This is a genomic window from Halorubrum sp. B53 (assembly GCF_059752395.1).
This window is the reverse complement of sequence record NZ_MWTH01000012.1, coordinates 462888-482945: the sequence shown is the minus strand read 5'-3', so window position 1 is coordinate 482945 and position 20058 is coordinate 462888. Positions and strand designations below refer to the sequence as shown.

The following is a 20058-nucleotide window of genomic DNA, read 5'->3' as shown; positions in this document are numbered from 1 at the left end:
AACAGGTTTCCATGAAGCTCAGGAACCTCGCCGGGACCGCCCTCCTCGGCGTCGGCGCGCTCGCCGCCCTCAACACCGGGCTCCGGTACGAGGGAGAGCTAGAGGCCCCGCTCGACGGCGACGACGGCGTCTTCCGCTGGCGCGGGATGGACGTGGCGTTCACCGAGGCGGGAGACCCGGACGACCCGGACCTCGCGCTGCTCCACGGGATCAACGCCGCCGGCTCCTCCGGCGAGTGGCGCGCGGTGTTCGACGACCTGGCGGCCGACTACCACGTGATCGCGCCGGACTTCCCGGGGTACGGCCGCTCCGACCGGCCGCCGCTGCGGTACTCCGCCGCGCTGTACGAGGACTTCGTCCGGGACTTCCTCGCCGACCTCCACGAGCCGGCCGTCGTCGCCTCGTCGCTGTCGGCCGCGTACGCCGCCTCGGCGGCGACCGGGGAGGGCTCGGGGGACGACGGCGTCGGCCTGCGCGGCTTCGTCGGCGTCTGTCCGACGAGCACCGCGGGGCCGAGCCCGCCGAAGTCGTGGCTCCGCGAGCTGCTCCGGTCCCCGCTGGTCGGGGACGCGCTGTTCAACGTCATCGCGTCGAAGCCGTCGATCCGGTACTTCAACGCCGACCACGGCTACGACGATCCGACGAACCCGAGCGAGGAGTGGACCGACTACGAGTGGCGGACGACCCACGTCGAGAACGCCCGGTTCGCGCCGGCCTCCTTCGTCTCCGGCTACCTCAACAGCGACCTCGACCTGGCGGCCGCGCTCGCCGACCTCGACGTGCCGCCGACGATCGTCTGGGGGCGCGAGGCCGAGGTGAGCCCCCTCGCGGACGGCCGCGACCTCGCCGACGAGTCCGGCGCACGGCTCGTCGTCTTCGACCGCGCGCGGCTGCTCCCGCACGTCGAACACCCGGACCGGTTCGTCGAGACCGTCCGAGAGAGCCTCGTCGCGGGCGCGACCGCCTGAGACGAGGCTCTCGCGCACCGGACGCCGGGACCGCCCTCGCGTCGAATCGGTCGGGATCCCAGTATCAGACCTGAGCATCGGGGAGGAATCGGTTTAGGCGGGGGTCGCCGACGCGGAGATATGACCGACCCATCCCTTCGAGTGCTCTGCGTCGACGACGAGCCGGGGCTCGCCGCGCTCGTCGCGGCGTACCTCGAACGCGACGACGGGATCGACTGCGAGGCCGTCGCCGAGACGGACCCCGAGACCGCGTTGGACCGCATCGAACGCGAGGCGTTCGACTGCGTCGTGAGCGACTACGACATGCCCGGTCGCACCGGGGTCGAGCTCCTCTCGGCCGCGCGGGAGACCGAGCCCGACCTCCCCTTCCTCCTCTTTTCCGCGACCGATCCGAACGCCATCGCGGCCGAGATGGTCCGCGCCGGCGTCAGCGACTACGTCAACAAGCGCGGGGGCGCCGACGGGTACACCGCGCTCCTGCGTCGGGTCGAGCACGCCGTCGACGGCGAGGGCGGAAGTTTCGGGACGGGCCAAGTGCAGGCCGGAACCGACGGCGTCGATCCCGCGACCGACGTTGCGCTCGACGGGGTCTGTACGGTCGCCCCCGACGGCACCTTCGAGTTCGTCGGCGAGGAGTACGGGGAGCTGTACGGCTACGACCCGGACGAGCTCGTCGGCGAGCCCTGGCAGCGCCTCCACCCGGACGCGGAGGTCGAACACATCCGGAGCCACGTCATCCCCGCGGTGATGGAGGGCGAGCGGTGGACGGGGACGAGCGAGGGGCTCCGCGCCGACGGGACGACGTTCGCGGAGTCGAAACTGGTGAGCACCACCGCGGACGACCGGCTCGTCATCGCGGTGTCGCCGTTCGACGAGGTCGCCGGCGGAACCCCCGCGAGCGACTGACGACCGCGCCTCACGCGTCCCGTCGCACGTACAGCGTCTTCTCGCAGGCCGCGTGGACGGTCCCCGCCTCGTCGACGAGCGAGACGAGGTACCGCCGATCGGTCGACTCGCCGGGACCGAGCGCGTCGCGGATCGCGTCGGTCTCCGCGGGCGGCAGCTCGAACTCGGCGTACAACGTGTCGCGCCCGGGCTCGATGAACTCGAGCGCGGCCGACTTGTCCCAGACGGTGAAGCCGTCGCCGAGGACCCGCCGGAGCATCGTCATGTACACCGGGTCGATCGCGGCGTAGAGGCTCCCGCCGAAGATCGTGCCGACCGCGTTGCGGGTGCGCCAGGTGAACGTCACCCTGATCCGCACGAACCGCCAGTCGGCGCCGATGTGGTCGACGCGGGCGCCGGTCCCGCGATAGGAGGGCAGGAGGTTGAAGCCGTGGCGCCACAGCCGGGTCCGGAGGCTCTCCGCCGGCGGGTCTTCGCGGAGGGGGCGGGGATCGGGGTCGCGGTCGACGCCGGTCGGCGAGTCGGTCACGACTCGGAGGCACCGCGCCGACGACAAACCCGTGTCGGAACCGGCGACAACGCGCCCGGGGTTGTCGACATCGACGTCGGACGTTTATTTAAACCGACCGCGGTGGTGCGCACCTGCGAGCGCCCACCGGGCGCGAGCAGCCTGCGCGAGGGAGTCGGTCGTCCGGAGCAGCGCGGAGGACGACCGACGAGGCTGGGGAGGTATGAGGTGCGGTCCCGCGAGCAACGCGAGCGGGAGCACGGAAGTCGCAGCCCGCGCAGCGAACGCAGTGAGCGAGCAGGAACGTCTTCCGGCGGTGGCTGTCCGGGGCGGGACTCGAAGGGGCAGTCGCGAGGACTGCGCAGGCGACGCAAGCACTGGAGGGAGCGAGCGGCGCGAGCGACCGAAGCGCGCAGCGAGCGTGCGCAGTCCTCGCGACTGGGGCTTCGGAGGCGTTCGCCGTCGATCCAGTATCACTCATTTATAAGCAAGCGACTGGGGCTTCGGAGGCGTTCGCCGTCGATCCAGTATCACTCATTTATAAGTAAGCGACTGGGGCTTCTGAAGCGCTTCCGTCGGTCTCGCTTCCATCCGATCCCGCCCCCGCTCTCACGTAGGCGGCCCGAAACGGGTATCAGCGCGCGTCCGCAACCCGACACCGATGGAGTGCGACAAGTGCGGGGCCGACGCCGTCCACCACGCCGCCTACTCCGGGGCGCATCTCTGCGGCCACCACCTCCGCCGGTCGGTCGAGAAGCGCGTGAAGCGCCGGATCCGCGAGGACTCCCTCCTCGATCCGGAGGCGACGCCCGAGGATCCCGACCGCTGGGTGATCGGCCTCTCGGGCGGGAAGGACAGCGTCGCGCTGACCCGGATCTTAGACGACGTGTTCGGCGAGGACCCCCGCGTCGAGATGCTCGCCTTGACGATCCACGAGGGGATCGAGGGGTACCGCGACGAGAGCATCGACGCCACGATCGAGCTGGCCGAGGAGCTCTCGCTGCGCCACGAGGTCGTCTCCTACGAGGAGGAGTTCGACGTGCGGATGGACGACGTCGTCGAGGACGACCCCGAGAACATGGCCGCCTGCGCGTACTGCGGCGTGTTCCGCCGCGACCTGCTCGAGGAGTACGCCGCCGAGTTCGACGCCGACAAGCTGCTCACCGGCCACAACCTCGACGACGAGGCCCAGACGGCGATGATGAACTTCCTCGAGGGCGACGTCCGCCAGGTGGCGAAGCATTTCGACGCCTCGCTCGGTCCCTTCGACGAGCGCGAGGAGACCGACGCGTTCGTCCCGCGCGCCAAGCCCCTCCGCGACGTGCCCGAGAAGGAGATCGCCCTCTACTGTCACGTCCGCGACCTCCCGACACATATGGCCGAGTGTCCCCACTCCTCGGAGGCGTACCGCGGCGAGATCCAGTCGACGATCCACGAGCTAGAGGAGAACCACCCCGGCGCCCGCCACTCGATCATGGCCGGCTACGAGGAGCTCTCCGCGCTCGCCGCCGAGGCGTACCGCGAGGGGGGCGACGCCGCCGACGACTCGCCCGACCTCGGCGAGTGCGAGCGCTGCGGCTCGAAGACGAGCTGCGACGTCTGCCGGAAGTGCCGGCTGCTCGACTCGATCGAGGCGGCCTGATCAGGCCGAAGAGGTGCGCTCCCGCTCCGGATCGACCCGGCCGAGCAGGTCGAGCTGGTGGGTGAGGTAGACGAGCTCGCCGGCGGCGACCTGTCGCCGCCGGCTATCGAGCCAGTCGTCGAGCGCCGCGGTCGAGTCGACGTCCGAGTTCTCCGGATTTCCACCGTCGTCCTCCGAATTCATCCCGCCGTCCCCCGGCGACTCCCCGACGCTCCCGTCGATCACCTCGCCGACCGCCGCCTCCACGGTACCGAGGATGTGCCGGAGGAAGAACGCCTCGTCGTCGGGATAGCGGGAGTCGGGAGCGGACCGCCGGTCCCTCCCCTCGACCGGCCGGACCACCCAGTCCGAGCCGGCGACGCCGAGGAGCGACGCCCCCTCGACCTCGCGGAGCCGCTCGACGGCGTCGCCGCCGGCGCGGCTGCTCCCCCCGGGCTTGGCGTCCATGTGCGCGTGGTAGCGGCGCTCGATCGCCCGGTCGGCCGGGTGCGACGGGCGGAAGCGCGTCCCGCCGTCGAACGTGATCGGGAAGTAGTACGTCCCGCCGGGCGCGAGCGCGTCGAGGAGGCTCCCGAGCCCGTCGAGGTCGAGCACGTCGAGCAGCGCCATCCCGATCAGGGCGTCCCACTCGCTCGCGCGCTCCGCCGCGTACGCGACCGCGTCGGCGGCGACCGGCTCGACCCGAACCGTGCGCGCGTCGGTCTCGACGACGAGCGCGTCGCCGTCGGCGCTCCCGTCAGCGTCGGAGACGACGACCGACTCCTCGCGGTCGGCCGCCCACTCTCGCAGAAACGGCTCGAGCCCGGCGAGCGTCCCGGCGTCGCGGTCGACGGCGACGTACCGCGTCTCGCCCGGCGGAAGCACGTCCCAGTCGATCAACCGGGCGATCATCGTCCCGATCCCGGCCCCGACCTCGAGGACGCGGAGCGGTTCCTCGCTCGCCGCGGCGCCGTCGGCGAGTCGCTCGCGGAAGATCCCGAGGAGCCGCCGGTCGAGCGCCCGGTCGTCGACGGCCCGCTTCGCCCGGAGGTAGCGCCGGAAAGCGAGGGTATCGTCGGCGAGAGCGTCGTCGCCGAGGGCGCCGTCGCCGGGAGCACCGTCGCCATCGACCCGGGACCGGTCCCCGTCCCCCATCACGTCGCCACCTCCGGCTCGACCGCGTCGGACGCGCCCGCCACGTCGGCGAGAAGCCGGCGGACGCGGGCCGTGGATTCGTCCCAGCTCGGGTGGCGCTCGTACCGTCGTCTGGCGGCGCGACCCATCTCGGCGAGCCGGTCGGGATCGGCCGCGAACCCCTCGAGCGCGCGGGCGACGGCGTCGGGGTCGTCCGGGTCGACGAGGACGCCCGTCTCGCCGTCCGCGACCGTCTCCGCCGCGCCGCCAGCCCGGGAGGCGACGGCCGGCAGGCCGAAGCTCATCCCCTCCAAGTAGACGATTCCGAACCCCTCATACCGCGAGGGGACCGCGAGGACGTGGCTCTCGCGGAGCGTGTCGCCCAGGTCGGCGTCCGACAGCCGACCGGCGAAGCGCACGCGGTCGCCGAGCCCCCGCTCTCGGACCAGTCGCCGAACATCCGCGACGTGGCCCTCGTCGACCGCTCGGCCGACCACGGTGAGCTCGACGGCGGCCTCGGCGCGGGCCACCCCCTCGACGAGCGTGTCCAGCCCCTTCCGCGGGGCGATGTTCCCGACGAACGCGACCCGGAGGGGGCGCTCGTCCGCCCGTTCCCCGATTGCGGCGTCGTCGATGGCAGGGTCGAACCGGTCGCCGGCGGGCGGGGCGACGACGGTGGCGTCGGGGTCGACGCCGAGGGCGGTGACGGCGTCGCGGGTCGCCGCGCTGTTGCAGACGACGCCGTCGACGGTGGCGAGGTACCGGCGCTCGACGGCGCGGTACAGCGGCGAGAGGCGGCGCGGCTCGCTCGCGCGCAGGTGGTGGACGACGCTCACGATCGGGTACGGCAGGTCGCGGTTGGCGAGGACCAGCGAGGGGTGCGCGAGCTCGTCTTGGAGCATCACGTCGACGTCGACGCGGAGGCGGTCCCTGATGGTCGGGCTGGCGTTGTCGAGGAGCCCGTGCGGGTACGCCCGCCACGGGAGCTCGACGACCTCGACGCTGTCGCCGGCCCGACGGAGCCCCTCGACGAGCTTCCGGTCGTAGCGGAACCCCCCCGACCGCTCGTCGAGGCTCCCGTACAGCGCGAGGCCGACCCTCATACCGGCGCGTCGTACGTCGCGGCGGCCGCGTCGTCCTCCCAGACCGTCACGGCCAGCTCGGTCACGGTGTCGTCGGTCACCGCGTCGGTCACGCGCTCGAAGACCACCCGGGCGAAGCGCTCGACGCTCGGGTTGCGCCCCTCGAACTCGGGGAGGTCGTTGAGCAGCTCGTCGCGGTAGCGGTCGGCGAGGTCGGCGAGCGCCCCCTCGGCGTCGTCGATGTCGACGAGGTAGTCGTACTGGTTCAGCTCCGGGCCGCGGAAGGTCAGCTCCACCTCGAAGTGGTGGGAGTGCGGCACGCCCTCCGGCCCGGGGTCGGGGACCGTGAGGTAGTGCTGGGCCACGAAGTCCGTCAGCACCGTCGTCGCGTACATGTAACCGATCCACGGGCGCGACCCACCTAAATCCGGAGGGCGGCGGAAGGGCGCTCGGCACGCCGAGGTTTTATAAGTAGAGGCGAGCGGAGGCGACGACCGTTTATAAATATCCGAGCGCGCGCAGCCGGTCCCGGTCCGTCTCGCCCTCGCCGCCGTGGACCCGCGACACGGGTAGCGGTTCGGGGGGTTCGAGCGTCGGGTCGCGCGTCCCGCGGTCGACGCCCGTCGCCTCCGCCCACGGGACCGCGAGCAGCGCGGGAACGGGCGTGTGCATCGGGTGCCCGTACAGCCCCCACTCGCCGAAGCAGTTGCCGTGGTCGGCCGTGATCGCGACCCGGCCGTCGACGTTGTCGACGAGCGTCGCGACCTCGCCGAGGACGTGCCGGAGGTTCGCCTCGTAGGCGTCCCAGACGCGCTCGGCCGAGACCTCGCCGCGCCGGAGCATGACCCACGGGTTCCCCTCGTTGCTGTGGCTCCCGGTCCGGGCCAGCCCGTCGTCGCCGTCGAGGGGGTCCGGGACGAACGGGTGGTGCGGCTGCATGTAGTGGACGACGAGCCGGTCGGGGTCGCGCTCGCGGGCGAGGGCCACGGCCCGGTCGGTGACCGCCGCCGCCGGCACGGTGCCGGTGTCGTCGTCCCACGCGTACTTCCACACCTCGTCGAGCGCGGCGAACGCGTCGGCGTCGAGGTAGCGGTCGGTCCACGTGTTGCCCGTGACCATCGCCGTCCGCGCCGTCTCCGGGCGATCCCCGAAAGTGTTCTCCAGCCACTCCGAGGACGAGCTGCCGACCGACCGGACCGTCTCGACCTCGCCGAGGAAGCCGAAGTCGGGCGCGACCGAGCGGAACAGGTCGGCCCGACAGGCGTCGAGGACGACGAGCACGTCCCACTCGCGGTCGAAGGCGTTCGTCCCGTAGTCGAGCCGCCGGCCGACCGCCTGCAGCCCGCGCAGGTAGGCGGTCCCGAGGCGGCTCATGCCCGGCTCTCTCACGACCGTGCGTTGGCGCGAGGCGACAAAACCGCTCCGGCGGGAGAGAACGCGAACCCCTCGACGGCCACCGCCGGGACACCTATACGTCTCGCCCCCACGGTACGACCGTGAACTGTCTGTTCGTCGGGGCGGGGTCGATCGCGCCGGAGTACGCCGCCGGGCTGTCCGGGAGTTCGCTGTCGCTCGCCGGCGTCGTCGACCTCGACGAGGAGCGCGCCGCGTCGCTCGCCGCGGACCACAGCTGCCCGTCGTTCACCGACCTGGAGACGGCGCTGGAGCGCGTCGACGCGCCGCTCGTCGTGAACCTGACGAGCCACGCCGCCCACGCGCCGGTGACACGGACCGCGCTCGAGGCCGACCGCCACGTCTACTCGCAGAAGCCGCTCGCGCTCGACGCCGCCGAGGCCGGAGACCTCGTCGCGCTCGCCCGCGACCGCGGCCTCGCGCTCGGCTGTGCGCCCGGGACGCCGCGGGCGCCCTCCCAGCGCCGCGCGGGCCGGCTCCTCGCCGACGGCCGGCTCGGCCCGGTGGGGCTGGGGTACGCGCACGCCCACGTCGGCCGCGTGACCGACTGGCACGACCGCCCGGACTCGTTCCTCGAGATCGGCCCGCTGTACGACGGGGCGGTGTACCCGCTCGCGCTGCTGGTGTCGTGGTTCGGGCCCGTCGACCGCGTCCGGGTCGCCGACGCCCTCGACGTTTGGCCCGAGCGGGAGGAGCGCCGGCCGTCGACGCCGAGCCACGTCGAGGCGACGCTGGCGTTCGCGGCGGGCCCGACCGTCAGGCTGACCGCCAGCTTCTACGCGCCCCACCGGAGCCGGGAGTTCTACGGACTGGAGCTCCACGGCGACGACGGCTCGCTGTACCTGAAGGGGACCGGCGCGATGGACGACGACCGCGACGCCGTCCGGTTCGGGCGCGTCGGCCGGGAGTACGTGAGCGCGCCCCCGGCCTCGCCCGAGGGCCCCTACGAGTACGTCGACGCGGTCGAGCGCCTCGCCGCGTCGGTCGAGGCGGGCTCGCCGTCCCGGGCCGGCGGCCGGCGAGGCGCCCACGTCGTCGCCGTCTGCAACGCGATCGAGGCGGCCGCCGAGGGGGGCGGCCCCGTCGCCGTCGACGACCACGGAGCGACCGCCGACCCGCCGGCGGCGCCGGTCGTCAGGCCGGAGGCGACCACACCCGACGGATCGGGCGCCGCCGCGATCCGCCTCCCCGCGGTCGGCTTCGGCTGCTCGCGCTACCGCGACGGGGAGTACGTCGAGCGCGCCGACTCGATCGCGACCGCGCTCGACGCCGGCTACCGCCTCCTCGACTCCGCCGAGCTGTACGGCAACGAGCACCGGATCGGGGAGCTGCTCGCCGCGCCGGGCGCGCCGGACCGCGAGCGCGTGTTCCTCCTCGGGAAGGCGTGGCGCACCAACCACCGCCGCGAGAACCTGCTCGCCGCCTGCGCGGGCAGCCGCGAGGAGCTGGGGATCGACGCGTTCGACTGCTACGCGCTCCACTGGCCCTCGGCGCTCGAACACCGCGGGGAGCTGACCCGGCTCGCCGAGAAGCCGGTCGAGCGGCAGGAGGCGCTCACCTTCCCCGAGGGCGCGGACGGCGAGCCCGCGACCGCCGACGTGTCGCTCGCGACGGCGTGGGAGAACCTGGAGGCGGTCCACGACAGGGGGTGGGCCCGGACGCTCGGGATCTGTAACGTCTCGCGGGCGCAACTGGAGGCGGTGCTGGAGGCTGGCGAGGTCGACCCGGCCCTGGTGCAGGTGGAGCGACACCCGTACCACCCCCGGAACGGGCTCGTCGAGTTCTGTCACGAGCGCGGGATCCGAGTCGTCGCGCACTCGCCGCTGTCGGCGCCCGGGCTCCTCGACGAGCCCGTCCTCGGCGAGATCGCCGCCGACCGCGGGCTCTCGCCGGCCGAGGTCGTCGTCGCGTGGAACGCCTCCCGGGGGGTCGTCCCCATCCCGTCCAGCACGAGCGAGCCGCACGTCGTCGCGAACCTGGCCGCCGGGAGCGTGCGACTGACCGCCGACGAGATCGCCCGGATCGACGCCCTGCGCGACCCCGACTTCGAGCGGTAAGGCGACCTAACCGGACCCTAACTGACCCGACCCCGCCGGTTCGGGCGGTATTCCTATGTGACAGAAGTCCGTGTGTGTGATATGGCAACGACCGAATCACAGGGGTCCGCGATAGACATCGGCTCGCTGAACGGCCTCCACTGGGTAGGCATCGTCGCCGCGTTGATCACCGCCGCCGTCCACCTCCGTCTCGGCCTCGGCGGACTCCCGTTGCCGCTGCGGGTCAGCTTCCTCCTCGCCGGACTCGGCTTCCTCGGCGCGGTCGCGCTCGTGTTGCTCGACTACCGTCGGCGCACGGTGTACGCCGTCGGGATCCCCTTCACGCTCGTCCAAATCGTCCTGTGGTACGTCCTCAACTTCGCGGGAGGCGGGAAGTCGTTCCCGGCCGACGTCGGGACGCTCGGCGCCGTCGACAAAGTCGCGCAGGTCGTGCTGATAGCCGTCTTGGTCGCCCTGTTGCGCCGATAGCCGTGCCGGTCCGGAAGCGCCGACCGCGACGCGATCACCGGGGCGCAGTCATCGACGTGACTGCCGACATCGCGGTCGCCGGGGCGGCCGCCGGCACCGCAGTCATCAAGACGACCGCCGAGGCCGCGGTCACCGAAGCGCCCGTAAACGCGGCCGTTCGAGGCGTAAACGCGGCCAGCGGGGACGTAAACGCCGCCGGGCCGAACGCGGCGGCGGGTGAGGCGTAGATGGCCGAGACCCGCCGGCGGCGCTCCGTCCGCGTCGGGGTCGGTCTCGGGCTCCCGCTCCTCGCCGCGATCGCGCTCGCCGCCCTCCTGTCGCGGCTGTTTCCGGCGGACGTGACGGGCCGGTGGGGGGTCTCGCCCGCCGTCGTCGCCGGCGTCTGCTGGGCCGGACAGCTCTGGTACGTCGGCTACGGGCTCGATCCTAAGGGGCTGACCGACGGGTTCTGGCGGCGGCTGTTCGGGCTCGCGAACGCGGTCACGCTCGTACGTGGGGCGCTGTACGCGGTCGTCGCCGGGTTCGTCGTCGTGCCCCCGGAGACACCGCTCGCGTGGGTGCCCGCGCTGTGTTACGGGACGGGCGTCGCCCTCGACAACCTCGACGGGACCGTCGCCAGGACTGTCGGCCGGGAGACGGAGGTCGGCCGGCGGCTCGACATGGCGTTCGACACGTTCGGGTTCGTCGCCGCGCCGCTGGTGGCGGTGCTGTGGGGGCTGCTCCCGGTCTGGTACCTCTCGATCTCCGCCGCGCGGTACGTCTTCCGCGGGGCCGTGTGGCTGCGGCGCGCCCGCGGGCTCCCCGTCGGCGACCTCCCCGACAGCGACCTCGGGAAGTACCTCGCGGGCGTGCAGATGGGCTTCGTGACGGTCGCGCTCGTCCCGCCCGCGCCGACGGAGCTCGTGTGGACTATCGCGCCCGTCGTCCTCGCGCCGTCGCTGGCGGTGTTTACGCGGGACTACCTCGCCGTCAGCGGACGGCTCCCGGGTCACCGCTGACCGGTCAGACGTCACCGGCCCGCCGTCACGAGTACTCCAAAATGACTTGCACCGCCTCGTCGGATCCCGAATCGAGCAGCTCGTACGCCTCCGGCGCGCGCTCGAACGGGATCCGGTGGGTGATCAGCTCGTCGGCGGGGATCCCGTCGAGCCGGTCGAGCGCCGCGTCCATGCGCCGATCGCGGTCCCAGCGCCCGCGGAGCTCCGGGCTGATCGTCGACACCTGACTGGAGACGATGTCGATGCGGTCGCGGTGGAACCGCCCGCCGAGGTCGATCGGCGCGCGCTTGGTCCCGTACCACGAGCCGACGACGATCCGCGCGTCGTAGCCGACGGCCCCGATCGCGTCGTCGAGCGCGCTCGGCTGGCCGGACAGCTCGATCGCGAGGTCGGCGCCGTCGGCGGGGAGGGTCGCGTCTGCGAGGCCCGAACCGGCGGAGTCGGCGGAGTCGGCGGCGCCGACTTCGGCCGGCGTCGTCGTCCGGTCGGCGCCGAGCGCAGCGGCGAGGTCCCGACGGCGTTCGATCGGGTCGACGACGACCAGCGACTCCAGCGGGAAATCGGCCAGCAGGCGAGTGACGCAGAGCCCGATCACCCCGGCGCCGAACACCACGACCCGCTCTCCGAGCCGCGGCGCGGCGTCGAGGACGACGTTCGTCGCGGTCTCGACCGAGGGGAGCAGCGACCCGGCGGCCGGGGTCGTCCCCGGCGGGAGCGCGACCACCGAGTCGGGCGTCGCACGGAAGCTCGTCTGGTGGGGGACGAACGAGAACACCGACCGGCCGACCCAGTCCGGGTCGACGTCGGCGCCGGCCGCGCGGACGACGCCGCTCGCGGCGTAGCCGTACCGGAGGGGGTACGAGAGGTCGCCGTCGAGCGCGTCCAGCGCCTCGTCGGCCGGGAGGTCGTCCGGGGTCTGATCGCGGTACACGAGCAGCTCCGTCCCGGCGCTTATCGCCGAGGCGCGGGTGTCGACGAGCAGCTCGTCGGCGTCGGGCTCGCCGACGGTCGCCGCTCGGACCTCGACGGTCTCGGGGCCCGTGAAGTAGAGCGCGGCGTCGGTCATCGCGCGTCGCGTCCGGCTCGGCCGCGGGCGACGACCGCGCGGCGCCGCGGACCTCGGATCGGCTGGTGGCGTGACACGTACCGTCCCACGGACCCTGCGATGTTAAGTCCTCGCGCGGTCGGGCGAAGCGACGTCGGGTCGGCAGAAAAAACGGAACCGAACGGCCGCGTCGGCTTCGAGCTCGTCTTAGCGGATGACGTCGAGGCCGTTGTTCTTCTCGACGGGCTCGGTGCCGCCGTCAGACTCCCAGGCGCCCTGATCGGCGCCGCCGGAGGCCGTCGCGCCGGCGGTGCCGTTCGTCTCGGCGGCGCGCGAGCGGGAGTCGCCGAGGTCGTCGGCGTCGACCGCGGCGCGGGACTTGTCGGCCTGCTTCTGCGTCGAGGGGCCGAGCACCTGCGCGCTCTGGACGCCCGTCATGATCGCCATGACGCGGACCTTCCCCTTGTACTCGTCCTGGATGCGGGCGCCCCAGATGACGTTGGCGCTCGCCTCCAGCCGCTCGGTGATGTTGTTCGCGATCCCCTCGGCCTCCTTCAGCGTGAGGTCCGGACCGCCCGTGATGTGGACGAGCCCGCCGGAGGCCCCGCGGTAGTCGACGTCCAGGAGCGGGTGGTTCATCGCGTCGTTGACCACCTCTTGGGTCTTGTTCTTGTCCTGGGTCTCGCCGACGAGCATGACGGCCACGCCGCCCTGGTTCATGATGGTGGACATGTCGGCGTAGTCCAGGTTGATGAGGCTCGGCTGGGTGATCGTCTCGGAGATCCCCTTCACCGTCTCCGCGATGATCTGGTCCATCACGGAGAACGCCTTCCCGATCGGCAGGTTCGGCACGTAGTCGAGCAGCCGGTTGTTGTCGAGGACGATGATCGAGTCGGCCTCGTTGCGGAGGGTCTCCAGGCCCTCCTCGGCCTTCACGGTGCGGGCGCGCTCGACGTTGAACGGCGTCGAGACCATCCCGACGACGATGGCGCCCTGCTCCTTGGCAATCTTCGAGACGACCGGCGCCGCGCCGGTCCCGGTGCCGCCGCCCATCCCGGCGGTGACGAAGACGAGGTCGGCGTCGCCGAGCACCTCCTTGATCGTGCCCTGGGCCATCTCGGTGGCGCGCTCGCCCATCTTGGGGTCGCCGCCGGCGCCGAGCCCCTGCGTGAGCGACTTGCCCACGAGGATCTTGGTGTCGGCTTCGACCATCTTGAGGTGCTGTTTGTCCGTGTTGATCGCGACGGTGTCGGCGCCGTCGACGCCGATGTTGTACAGCCGGTTGATCGTGTTGTTCCCGGCGCCGCCGGCGCCGACGATGACGATTCGGGGGTCCCCGAACTCGTCGTCGTCCATGTCGACGGAGTCCATGTCGCGCTTCTCCGCTTCCGCGTTGTCGAGGGCGTCCTGAACGAGATCTTGCATCAGTTTACACCTTCGCCCAGTTGCGGTTGCGGCCGCGCTCGTCGCGCTCGCCGTCCTGTTCGTTCAACATGTCGCGGACGGCCGACCGGATCGCCTCGCTCCGGTTCGGGAACTCGCCCGTCTCGACCATCTGTTCGACCTCGTCTATCTGCTGTTTCGGGATTCGTAGTGTCACACGCTCCATTGGTATTCCCCCGGTAAGACGGCGAACACGCGACGCGTGTGTCTTACAGCGACGGGTCGCCCGTCGGCGGGGTCATCCCCGCCGCGGACGGCCGCTGTAAGACGACCGTCTTACGCAATTCAAATCACCGAGGCTATCATTATAAAACTACCGGCGGTTGTAAGACAACCACCGAACCGGGCGAATACTCCGTCCAGAACGCCGCTATCTATTGTTAACGATCGTTTAGCACGTCCGCAGCCGGAGTTCGGCGGCCGCAGCCGGGGCAGAACGCCCAGTCGGTCCGCAGCTCGTCGCCGCACTCGCAGAACGCCCTGTGGGACTGCTTTTCTCCGCAATTCGGGCAGTAAACGTGGTCAGCGGGGACGTTTTCTCCGCATCCTCCGCAGACGTTTTCGCCCTTAGTGACGTTCGGCGGCGTCTTACGCGCCTCCGTCTCGGCGTCCGTCGTCGTCTCACGTGTCACACGCGCGTCGTCGGCGTCGGCGTCAGGAGCGTCGAGAGAGACGTTCACGTTGATCTCGGCCGGGTTTCCGCGCGCATACGCCGCGTCGGACGGCCCCGACCGTCCGCCGAGGCGATCGTCTAACGCGGCGTCGAGCCGGTCGGCGATGAGGTCGTCGACGCGGTCGGCCAGCGCGGCGTCGACCGTCTCGGCGGCGGCCGAGTCCGCGTCGGCGGCGGCGGCCGACTCGGCCTCCGCGTCGTCGAGGTAGGTCCGGAGCGCCTCCCGCATCACCTCGCTCTTGGAGGCGTCACACGCTTCCAGCCGCTCGACGAGATCGTCGTCGGCCCGGAAGGTGATCTTGCTCATACGGACGCCATATCGGCCGCACTACAAGTATCTTCCCCACGATATCGGACGATAGCGGCACGACGTTTCAGCCCTCGGAAACGTGTGCGCCGAGCCGCCGCCCTCGGCGAATATCATGCGACATGGTCACACATGTGTCTGACGCAGATTTATACGGCCCGCGTGGGCATACGTGTGTATATGAGTAACCGCGTCGAGGACCTCGAACGACAGGTCGCGGAGCTGCAGGCGGCGGTCAACGGGCTCACGGAGGAGCTGGTCGAAATGAAGGAACGCGTCCGACAGGTCGAGGACGCCCAGGAGGTGTCCGTACGGGCGGACGCCGCGGGCGAGGAGGCGCGGGACACCGCCGAGCCGGACGAGGAGCCGGCCGTGGCGACCGAGTCGGCCGGCGGGGAGACGCGGACTCACTCCGACGACCACGTCGAGGTCGTCGAGCGGACGGGCGACGGGAACGCGGGCGCCGACGACGGGAGCGCCGAGACCGAGGGCGACGACATGGTCGTCCCCGAGCAGGAGGCGACGACGCCGGACGCCGAGGCCGGCGAGTCGGAGGCAGAGAGCGACGACGAGGAGTCGGACAGCGACATCATCGTCGCGTAATCCGCCTCCACATCCCCGCGTCACATGCATATCACTGAAGTCGTTTTGGACGGGTTCAAGAGCTTCGGACGAACGACGAGGATCCCCTTTTACGACGACTTCACGGTCGTCACGGGGCCGAACGGCTCCGGGAAGTCGAACATCATCGACGGGGTCCTCTTCGCGCTCGGCCTGGCGCGCACCCGCGGGATCAGGGCGAAGAAGCTCACCGACCTGATCTACAACCCCGGCCACGACGGCGGGGAGGGCTCCGGCGGTCCGAACGAGGCCTCGGTGACGGTCGTCCTCTCGAACGAGGACGGCACCCTCGACCGGTCGCAGGTCGTCTCCGCGGCGGGCACGGAGAACGTCGGCGACGTCTCCGAGATCACGATCAAGCGCCGCGTGAAGGAGACCGAGGACAACTACTACTCCTACTACTACCTCAACGGGCGCTCGGTGAACCTCTCGGACGTGCAGGACCTGCTCGCGGCCGCCGGCGTGACGCCGGAGGGGTACAACGTCGTGATGCAGGGCGACGTCACCGAGATCATCAACATGACCCCCTACCAGCGGCGGGGGATCATCGACGAGATCGCGGGCGTCGCCGAGTTCGACGAGAAGAAGGAGGCCGCCTTCGAGGAGCTGGACACGGTCGAAGACCGGATCGGCGAGGCGGACCTCCGGATCGGCGAGAAGCAGGACCGGCTCGACCAGCTGGCAGACGAGCGCGAGACCGCGCTCCAGTATCAGGAGTACCGCGACGAACTCGAGGAGTACCGCGGCTTCCTCAAGGCCTCCGAGCTGGAGGAGAAGCGCGAGGCGCTCGCCGGCGTCGAGGGCGACATCGACGACGCGGAGGCCGAGCTGGAGGAGCTCCGCGAGGAGCTCGACGCAAGACAGGGGAAGCTCACCCGCTTAGAGGAGGACCTGGCCGACCTCAACCACGAGATCGAGACGAAAGGCGAGGACGAGCAGATTCAGATCCGATCGGAGATCGAGGAGGTGAAAGGCGAGATCTCGCGGCTGGAGGACAAGATCGAGGCGGCCGAGGAGCGCGCCGCGGAGGCGGAGACGGAGCGGCGCGACGCGTTCGTCCAGATCGACCGGAAGGAGGAGACGATCGAGGAGCTCGACGAGGAGATCCGCGAGGCGAAAGTCGAGAAGGCCTCCGTCAAGTCCGAGATCGCGACGAAGCGGTCCGAGCTGGCGGACGTCGAGGCCGAGATCGAGGGCGCCGACACCGAGTTCGACGAGCTGAAAGACGAGCTCGCCGAGAAGAAGGAGGCGATCGAGTCGCTGCGCAAGGAGAAGAACGAGAAGCAGCGCGAGAAGGACCGCCTGCTCGACGAGGCGCGCCGGCGCTCGAACGCCGTGAGCGAGGCGCGGACCGAGCTGGAGGAGGCCCGCGAGTCGCTGCCGGAGCACAAGGCGCGGATCTCCGAGCTCCGCAGCGAACTCGACAAGGCCGAGAAGAACGAAGAGAAGATCGAGGACGTCGTCGCGGACCTCTTCTCGGAGAAGGCCGAGCGGAGCGAGGAGCTCGAGGCGGTCGAGGAGGAGCTCCGCGAGAGGCAGAACGAGTACGCGAAGCTGGAGGCCGCCGCCGACCAGCGCGGCGACACCTCGTGGCCGCGGGCGGTGACCGAGGTGAAGAACGGCGGCATCGACGGCGTCCACGGCGCCGTCGGCGAGCTCGGCTCGGTCGCGGCCGAGTACGCGGAGGCGTGCGAGACGGCCGCCGGCGGCCGGCTCGCGAACGTCGTCGTCGACGACGACGGCGTCGGTTCGACGTGTATCGACTACCTGAAGCGGCGGAACGCGGGCCGGGCGACGTTCCTCCCCATCACGGAGATGGACGACCGAAGCCTCCCGCGGAAGCCCTCGCTGCCCGGCGTCGTCGACTTCGCGCGCAACCTCGTCGACTACGACGCCGAGTACGCCTCGGTGTTCTCGTACGTGCTCGGCTCGACGCTCGTCGTCGAGGACATGGACACCGCCCGCGAGCTGATGGGCGATTACCGGATGGTCACCCTCGACGGCGACCTCGTCGAGAAGTCCGGCGCGATGACGGGCGGGTCCGGCGGCGGATCGCGGTACGCGTTCACCAAGTCCGGCGGCGGGAAGCTGGAGCGGCTCGCGACCGAGATCTCGGAGCTGGAGGACGAGCGGCAGTCGCTGGAGTCGGAGGTCGACGAGCTGGAGGCGGACATCGACGACGCGCGCGACCGCAAGGCCGACGCCGCGGAGCGCGTCCGGTCGCTGGAGGCCGACGTCGAGCGCGCCGAGGAGGACCTCGCGGACGCCGAGGACCGGATCGACGAGTTAGAGACCGAGCTCGAGGAGCTGGAGGCGGAACGCGAGTCGGTCGACGAGGAGATGAGCGAGCTGGACGCGGAGCTCGACGATCTCGATGCGGAGATCGCGGAGCTGGAGGGCGAGATCGAGGAGATCGAGGCGGAGCTCGCCGACTCGAAGATCCCGGAGCTCTCCGAGCGCGCCGACGAGATCCGCGGCGAGATATCGGACTTAGAGGACCGGATGGACTCGCTCGACGGGCGGCAGAGCGAGCTGGAGCTGGAGAAGGGGTACGCCGAGGACGCGGTCGACGACCTCCACGACACCGTTGAGACGGCGCAGAACCGGAAGGCGGAGGCCGAGGAGGCGGTCGCCGAGCACGAGGCCGCGATCGAGGAGAAGGAGGCCGAGCTCGAGGAGAAGAAGGCGGCGATCGCCGACTTAGAGGAGGAGCTCACGGAGCTGAAGGCCGACCGCGAGGACCTCCGAGAGGAGATCAAGGCGGCGACCCGCGAACGCGACGAGCAGCGCTCGCTCGTCGCCGAGGCCGAGTCCGACCTGGAGGACCTGACGGACCGCCGCGACCGGCTGGAGTGGGAAATCGACGAGCTGGAGTCGCAGGTGGGCGAGTACGACGCCGAGGAGATCCCGGACCTCGACGAGGTCGAGTCCCGGATCGAGGAGCTGGAGGCCGAGATGGAGGCGTTAGAGCCAGTCAACATGCTCGCGATCGACGAGTACGACGAGGTGCAGGAGGCGCTCGACCAGCTCCAAGAGCGCCGGGACGTACTCGTCGAGGAGCGGGACGCGATCGAGGAGCGCATCGAGGGGTACGAGGCGGCGAAGAAGGAGACGTTCATGGCGACGTTCGAGTCGATCAACAACCACTTCGAGGACATCTTCGCGCGCCTCTCGGCCGGCAGCGGCGAGCTCCTCTTGGAGAACCCGGAGGACCCCTTCGAGGAGGGGCTGACGATGAAGGCGCAGCCCGCGGACAAGCCGGTCCAGCGGCTCGAGGCGATGAGCGGCGGCGAGAAGTCGCTGACCGCTCTCTCCTTCATCTTCGCTATCCAGCGGCACAACCCCGCGCCGTTCTACGCGCTCGACGAGATCGACGCGTTCCTCGACGCGGTCAACGCCGAGCGCGTCGGCGAGATGATCGAGGAGCTGGCCGCGGACGCGCAGTTCGTGGTGGTCGGCCACCGCTCCGCGCTGCTGGAGCGCTCCGACCGCGCCATCGGCGTCACGATGCAGGGCGACAACCTCTCGGCGGTCACCGGGATGCAGTTCGGCGACGAGGGTGGCGACGGCGACGGAGAGGTGAGCGCGGATGACTGAGCCGCCGGAGTCGGTGGGCGCGCACGGGAGCGGACCGGGCGACGAGTCGGCGGCCGCGGGCGACGCCGACGGCGTCCCGAGCCTCGACCTGACGAGCGAGCGCGACGGGGGACCGTCGGGGGAGCCGGAGGCGGAGGCCCCGGGCGACGTCGACGGCGCCGGGGGAGACGGGGCCGAGGAGGACGGCGAGGTCGAGCCCGTCGAGCTCCTCGTCCAGCTCGCCGAGGAGGGCGAGATCGAGCCGTGGGACATCGACATCGTGCAGGTGACGGACGCCTTCTTGGAGCGGCTCGACGAGACGGACCTCCGGACGACTGGGCGGGCGCTGTTCTACGCCAGCGTCCTGTTGCGGATGAAAAGCGACGGGATGTTGGCCGACGACGACGACGACGAGGAGCCCGAGCCGGAGCCGTGGGAGGTCGCGATGGAGGGCGGCGCGCCGGACCCCGCCGACGGCGACTTCGACCCGGTCGACGAGCTGGAGGCGGAGATGGACCGGCGGCTCGACCGGAAGAGCACCCGGGGCTCGCCGGAGACGCTCGACGAGCTGGTCCGCGAGCTCCGGGAGGCCGAGCGCGGCTCGTGGTGGAAAGAGTCCCGCGAGTACGACACCTCGGAGTCGCCGCACGGGTACGACCGCGGCACGCAGACGCTCGACTACCACACCGGCGACGAGTTCCGGCGGGACGGCGAGCCGACCGCCGGCGAGGCGACCGACCGCACCCACGACGAGGACATCGAGGAGGTGATAGTGGAGATCGACAACGCCCTCCGAACCCACTTCGACCGCGGGCGCACGGAGGTGCTGTTCGCGGAGATCGAGACCGCGGGCGGGCGCCCGTTCATGACGTACCTCGCGCTGCTGTTCATGGCCCACCGCGGCTCGGTGCGCCTCCAGCAGGACGACCTGTTCGGCGATCTGTGGGTGAAAGACCCCACGGCGATGACCGGAGAATCGGAAGCGATAGCGGATTAGTACGTTTTCGAGAGCGTAGCCGGTTCCAGCGCCCTCCGATCGCTTATAAACAAACGGCTGCGAATCGGCGGTGAATACCGTCAAAGCCTCGGGCGATCATTTATACGAAACTGAAGCGGTGGCGCGTGCCTCCGAGCGGTCGCCCTCGGCGACCGCGAGGAGCGCGCGCGAGGGACGCGGCGAACGCGAGCGGCGAAGCCGCGAGCCGTGAGCCGCGAGGCTGGGGAGGCGTGAGGTGCGG

The 20058-nt window shown here is 71.1% G+C and carries 19 protein-coding genes; 10 read left to right on the top strand and 9 right to left on the bottom strand.

Features of this window, described 5'->3' with window-relative positions; genetic code table 11:
• Positions 1-11: 11 nt before the first annotated feature.
• Positions 12-968, top strand: coding sequence for an alpha/beta fold hydrolase (locus B4V06_RS11615; RefSeq protein ID WP_123114041.1), 957 nt, complete (start codon positions 12-14; stop codon positions 966-968).
• Positions 969-1088: 120 nt separating this feature from the next.
• Complete coding sequence (locus tag B4V06_RS11610; protein WP_498170026.1) at positions 1089-1874, top strand: response regulator; 786 nt, start codon at positions 1089-1091, stop codon at positions 1872-1874.
• A gap of 10 nt (positions 1875-1884) precedes the next feature.
• Here the strand turns inward: B4V06_RS11610 and B4V06_RS11605 are convergent, their stop codons facing one another.
• Positions 1885-2403: a DUF4442 domain-containing protein gene (locus B4V06_RS11605; protein ID WP_498170024.1), complete on the bottom strand. Its 519-nt coding sequence runs from the start codon at positions 2401-2403 to the stop codon at positions 1885-1887.
• A 640-nt stretch (positions 2404-3043) separates the two neighbouring features.
• Between B4V06_RS11605 and ncsA the strand changes: the two genes are divergently transcribed.
• Positions 3044-4024 carry a tRNA 2-thiolation protein NcsA gene (gene ncsA / locus B4V06_RS11600; protein ID WP_498170021.1) on the top strand — a complete coding sequence of 327 codons (981 nt, stop codon included), beginning with the start codon at positions 3044-3046 and terminating at the stop codon, positions 4022-4024.
• On the opposite strand, the gene B4V06_RS11595 is transcribed toward ncsA, so the two are convergent.
• From B4V06_RS11595 to B4V06_RS11580, 4 genes are all read right to left on the bottom strand, one after another.
• On the bottom strand, positions 4025-5158 hold the full coding sequence (locus B4V06_RS11595) for a hypothetical protein (protein WP_498170018.1): 1134 nt from the start codon (positions 5156-5158) through the stop codon (positions 4025-4027).
• Positions 5158-6240: a glycosyltransferase family 4 protein gene (locus B4V06_RS11590; protein ID WP_123114037.1), complete on the bottom strand. Its 1083-nt coding sequence runs from the start codon at positions 6238-6240 to the stop codon at positions 5158-5160. The genes B4V06_RS11595 and B4V06_RS11590 overlap by 1 nt, the downstream gene beginning before the upstream one ends.
• Positions 6237-6614 carry a 6-pyruvoyl trahydropterin synthase family protein gene (locus B4V06_RS11585; protein ID WP_123114036.1) on the bottom strand — a complete coding sequence of 126 codons (378 nt, stop codon included), beginning with the start codon at positions 6612-6614 and terminating at the stop codon, positions 6237-6239. Before B4V06_RS11585 ends, B4V06_RS11590 begins: the two co-directional genes overlap by 4 nt.
• 103 nt (positions 6615-6717) lie before the next feature.
• Positions 6718-7593 carry an alkaline phosphatase family protein gene (locus B4V06_RS11580; RefSeq protein ID WP_123114923.1) on the bottom strand — a complete coding sequence of 292 codons (876 nt, stop codon included), beginning with the start codon at positions 7591-7593 and terminating at the stop codon, positions 6718-6720.
• Between the two features lie 122 nt (positions 7594-7715).
• Here B4V06_RS11580 and B4V06_RS11575 point away from each other — a divergent pair, with 122 nt between their 5' ends.
• The 4 genes from B4V06_RS11575 (at position 7716) to B4V06_RS11560 (ending at position 11155) form a co-directional block, all read left to right on the top strand.
• A complete protein-coding gene (locus tag B4V06_RS11575) occupies positions 7716-9689 on the top strand; it encodes an aldo/keto reductase (RefSeq protein WP_123114035.1) in 1974 nt (657 codons plus the stop codon).
• 81 nt (positions 9690-9770) lie between these two features.
• Positions 9771-10157, top strand: coding sequence for a DUF7475 family protein (locus B4V06_RS11570; protein ID WP_123114034.1), 387 nt, complete (start codon positions 9771-9773; stop codon positions 10155-10157).
• Positions 10158-10213: 56 nt separating this feature from the next.
• A complete protein-coding gene (locus tag B4V06_RS11565; protein WP_498170013.1) occupies positions 10214-10384 on the top strand; it encodes a hypothetical protein in 171 nt (56 codons plus the stop codon).
• Complete coding sequence (locus B4V06_RS11560) at positions 10385-11155, top strand: CDP-alcohol phosphatidyltransferase family protein (RefSeq protein ID WP_123114032.1); 771 nt, start codon at positions 10385-10387, stop codon at positions 11153-11155. It abuts the gene before it with no gap.
• A 25-nt stretch (positions 11156-11180) separates the two neighbouring features.
• Here the strand turns inward: B4V06_RS11560 and B4V06_RS11555 are convergent, their stop codons facing one another.
• The 4 genes from B4V06_RS11555 to B4V06_RS11540 form a co-directional block, all read right to left on the bottom strand.
• Positions 11181-12221 carry a zinc-dependent alcohol dehydrogenase gene (locus B4V06_RS11555; RefSeq protein ID WP_498170009.1) on the bottom strand — a complete coding sequence of 347 codons (1041 nt, stop codon included), beginning with the start codon at positions 12219-12221 and terminating at the stop codon, positions 11181-11183.
• A gap of 186 nt (positions 12222-12407) precedes the next feature.
• A complete protein-coding gene (ftsZ, locus tag B4V06_RS11550; protein WP_123114030.1) occupies positions 12408-13625 on the bottom strand; it encodes a cell division protein FtsZ in 1218 nt (405 codons plus the stop codon).
• Positions 13626-13629: 4 nt separating this feature from the next.
• On the bottom strand, positions 13630-13809 hold the full coding sequence (cdrS, locus tag B4V06_RS11545; protein WP_004595187.1) for a transcriptional regulator CdrS: 180 nt from the start codon (positions 13807-13809) through the stop codon (positions 13630-13632).
• 214 nt (positions 13810-14023) lie between these two features.
• Positions 14024-14623, bottom strand: a complete 600-nt coding sequence (locus B4V06_RS11540; protein WP_498170003.1) for a double zinc ribbon domain-containing protein — start codon at positions 14621-14623, stop codon at positions 14024-14026.
• 180 nt (positions 14624-14803) lie between these two features.
• On the opposite strand from B4V06_RS11540, the gene B4V06_RS11535 reads away from it, so the two are divergent.
• Genes B4V06_RS11535 through B4V06_RS11525 form a run of 3 tightly spaced genes read left to right on the top strand, consistent with a single transcriptional unit; the run spans position 14804 to position 19817 of the window.
• Positions 14804-15226, top strand: a complete 423-nt coding sequence (locus B4V06_RS11535; RefSeq protein WP_498170001.1) for a DUF7518 family protein — start codon at positions 14804-14806, stop codon at positions 15224-15226.
• 24 nt (positions 15227-15250) lie between these two features.
• A complete protein-coding gene (gene smc / locus B4V06_RS11530; protein WP_498169999.1) occupies positions 15251-18841 on the top strand; it encodes a chromosome segregation protein SMC in 3591 nt (1196 codons plus the stop codon).
• A complete protein-coding gene (locus B4V06_RS11525; RefSeq protein WP_498169996.1) occupies positions 18834-19817 on the top strand; it encodes a segregation/condensation protein A in 984 nt (327 codons plus the stop codon). The genes smc and B4V06_RS11525 overlap by 8 nt, the downstream gene beginning before the upstream one ends.
• Positions 19818-20058 lie beyond the last annotated feature (241 nt).

What these genes read in the sequence shown, in the direction of transcription:
- B4V06_RS11615 (WP_123114041.1), top strand. Translation starts at nt 12, where the DNA reads ATGAAGCTCAGGAACCTCGCCGGGACCGCCCTCCTCGGCGTCGGCGCG.
- B4V06_RS11610 (WP_498170026.1), top strand. Translation starts at nt 1,089, where the DNA reads ATGACCGACCCATCCCTTCGAGTGCTCTGCGTCGACGACGAGCCGGGG.
- ncsA (WP_498170021.1), top strand. Translation starts at nt 3,044, where the DNA reads ATGGAGTGCGACAAGTGCGGGGCCGACGCCGTCCACCACGCCGCCTAC.
- B4V06_RS11595 (WP_498170018.1), bottom strand. Translation starts at nt 5,158, where the DNA reads ATGGGGGACGGGGACCGGTCCCGGGTCGATGGCGACGGTGCTCCCGGC.
- B4V06_RS11590 (WP_123114037.1), bottom strand. Translation starts at nt 6,240, where the DNA reads ATGAGGGTCGGCCTCGCGCTGTACGGGAGCCTCGACGAGCGGTCGGGG.
- B4V06_RS11585 (WP_123114036.1), bottom strand. Translation starts at nt 6,614, where the DNA reads ATGTACGCGACGACGGTGCTGACGGACTTCGTGGCCCAGCACTACCTC.
- B4V06_RS11580 (WP_123114923.1), bottom strand. Translation starts at nt 7,593, where the DNA reads ATGAGCCGCCTCGGGACCGCCTACCTGCGCGGGCTGCAGGCGGTCGGC.
- B4V06_RS11570 (WP_123114034.1), top strand. Translation starts at nt 9,771, where the DNA reads ATGGCAACGACCGAATCACAGGGGTCCGCGATAGACATCGGCTCGCTG.
- B4V06_RS11560 (WP_123114032.1), top strand. Translation starts at nt 10,385, where the DNA reads ATGGCCGAGACCCGCCGGCGGCGCTCCGTCCGCGTCGGGGTCGGTCTC.
- B4V06_RS11555 (WP_498170009.1), bottom strand. Translation starts at nt 12,221, where the DNA reads ATGACCGACGCCGCGCTCTACTTCACGGGCCCCGAGACCGTCGAGGTC.
- ftsZ (WP_123114030.1), bottom strand. Translation starts at nt 13,625, where the DNA reads ATGCAAGATCTCGTTCAGGACGCCCTCGACAACGCGGAAGCGGAGAAG.
- cdrS (WP_004595187.1), bottom strand. Translation starts at nt 13,809, where the DNA reads ATGGAGCGTGTGACACTACGAATCCCGAAACAGCAGATAGACGAGGTC.
- B4V06_RS11540 (WP_498170003.1), bottom strand. Translation starts at nt 14,623, where the DNA reads ATGAGCAAGATCACCTTCCGGGCCGACGACGATCTCGTCGAGCGGCTG.
- B4V06_RS11535 (WP_498170001.1), top strand. Translation starts at nt 14,804, where the DNA reads ATGAGTAACCGCGTCGAGGACCTCGAACGACAGGTCGCGGAGCTGCAG.
- smc (WP_498169999.1), top strand. Translation starts at nt 15,251, where the DNA reads ATGCATATCACTGAAGTCGTTTTGGACGGGTTCAAGAGCTTCGGACGA.
- B4V06_RS11525 (WP_498169996.1), top strand. Translation starts at nt 18,834, where the DNA reads ATGACTGAGCCGCCGGAGTCGGTGGGCGCGCACGGGAGCGGACCGGGC.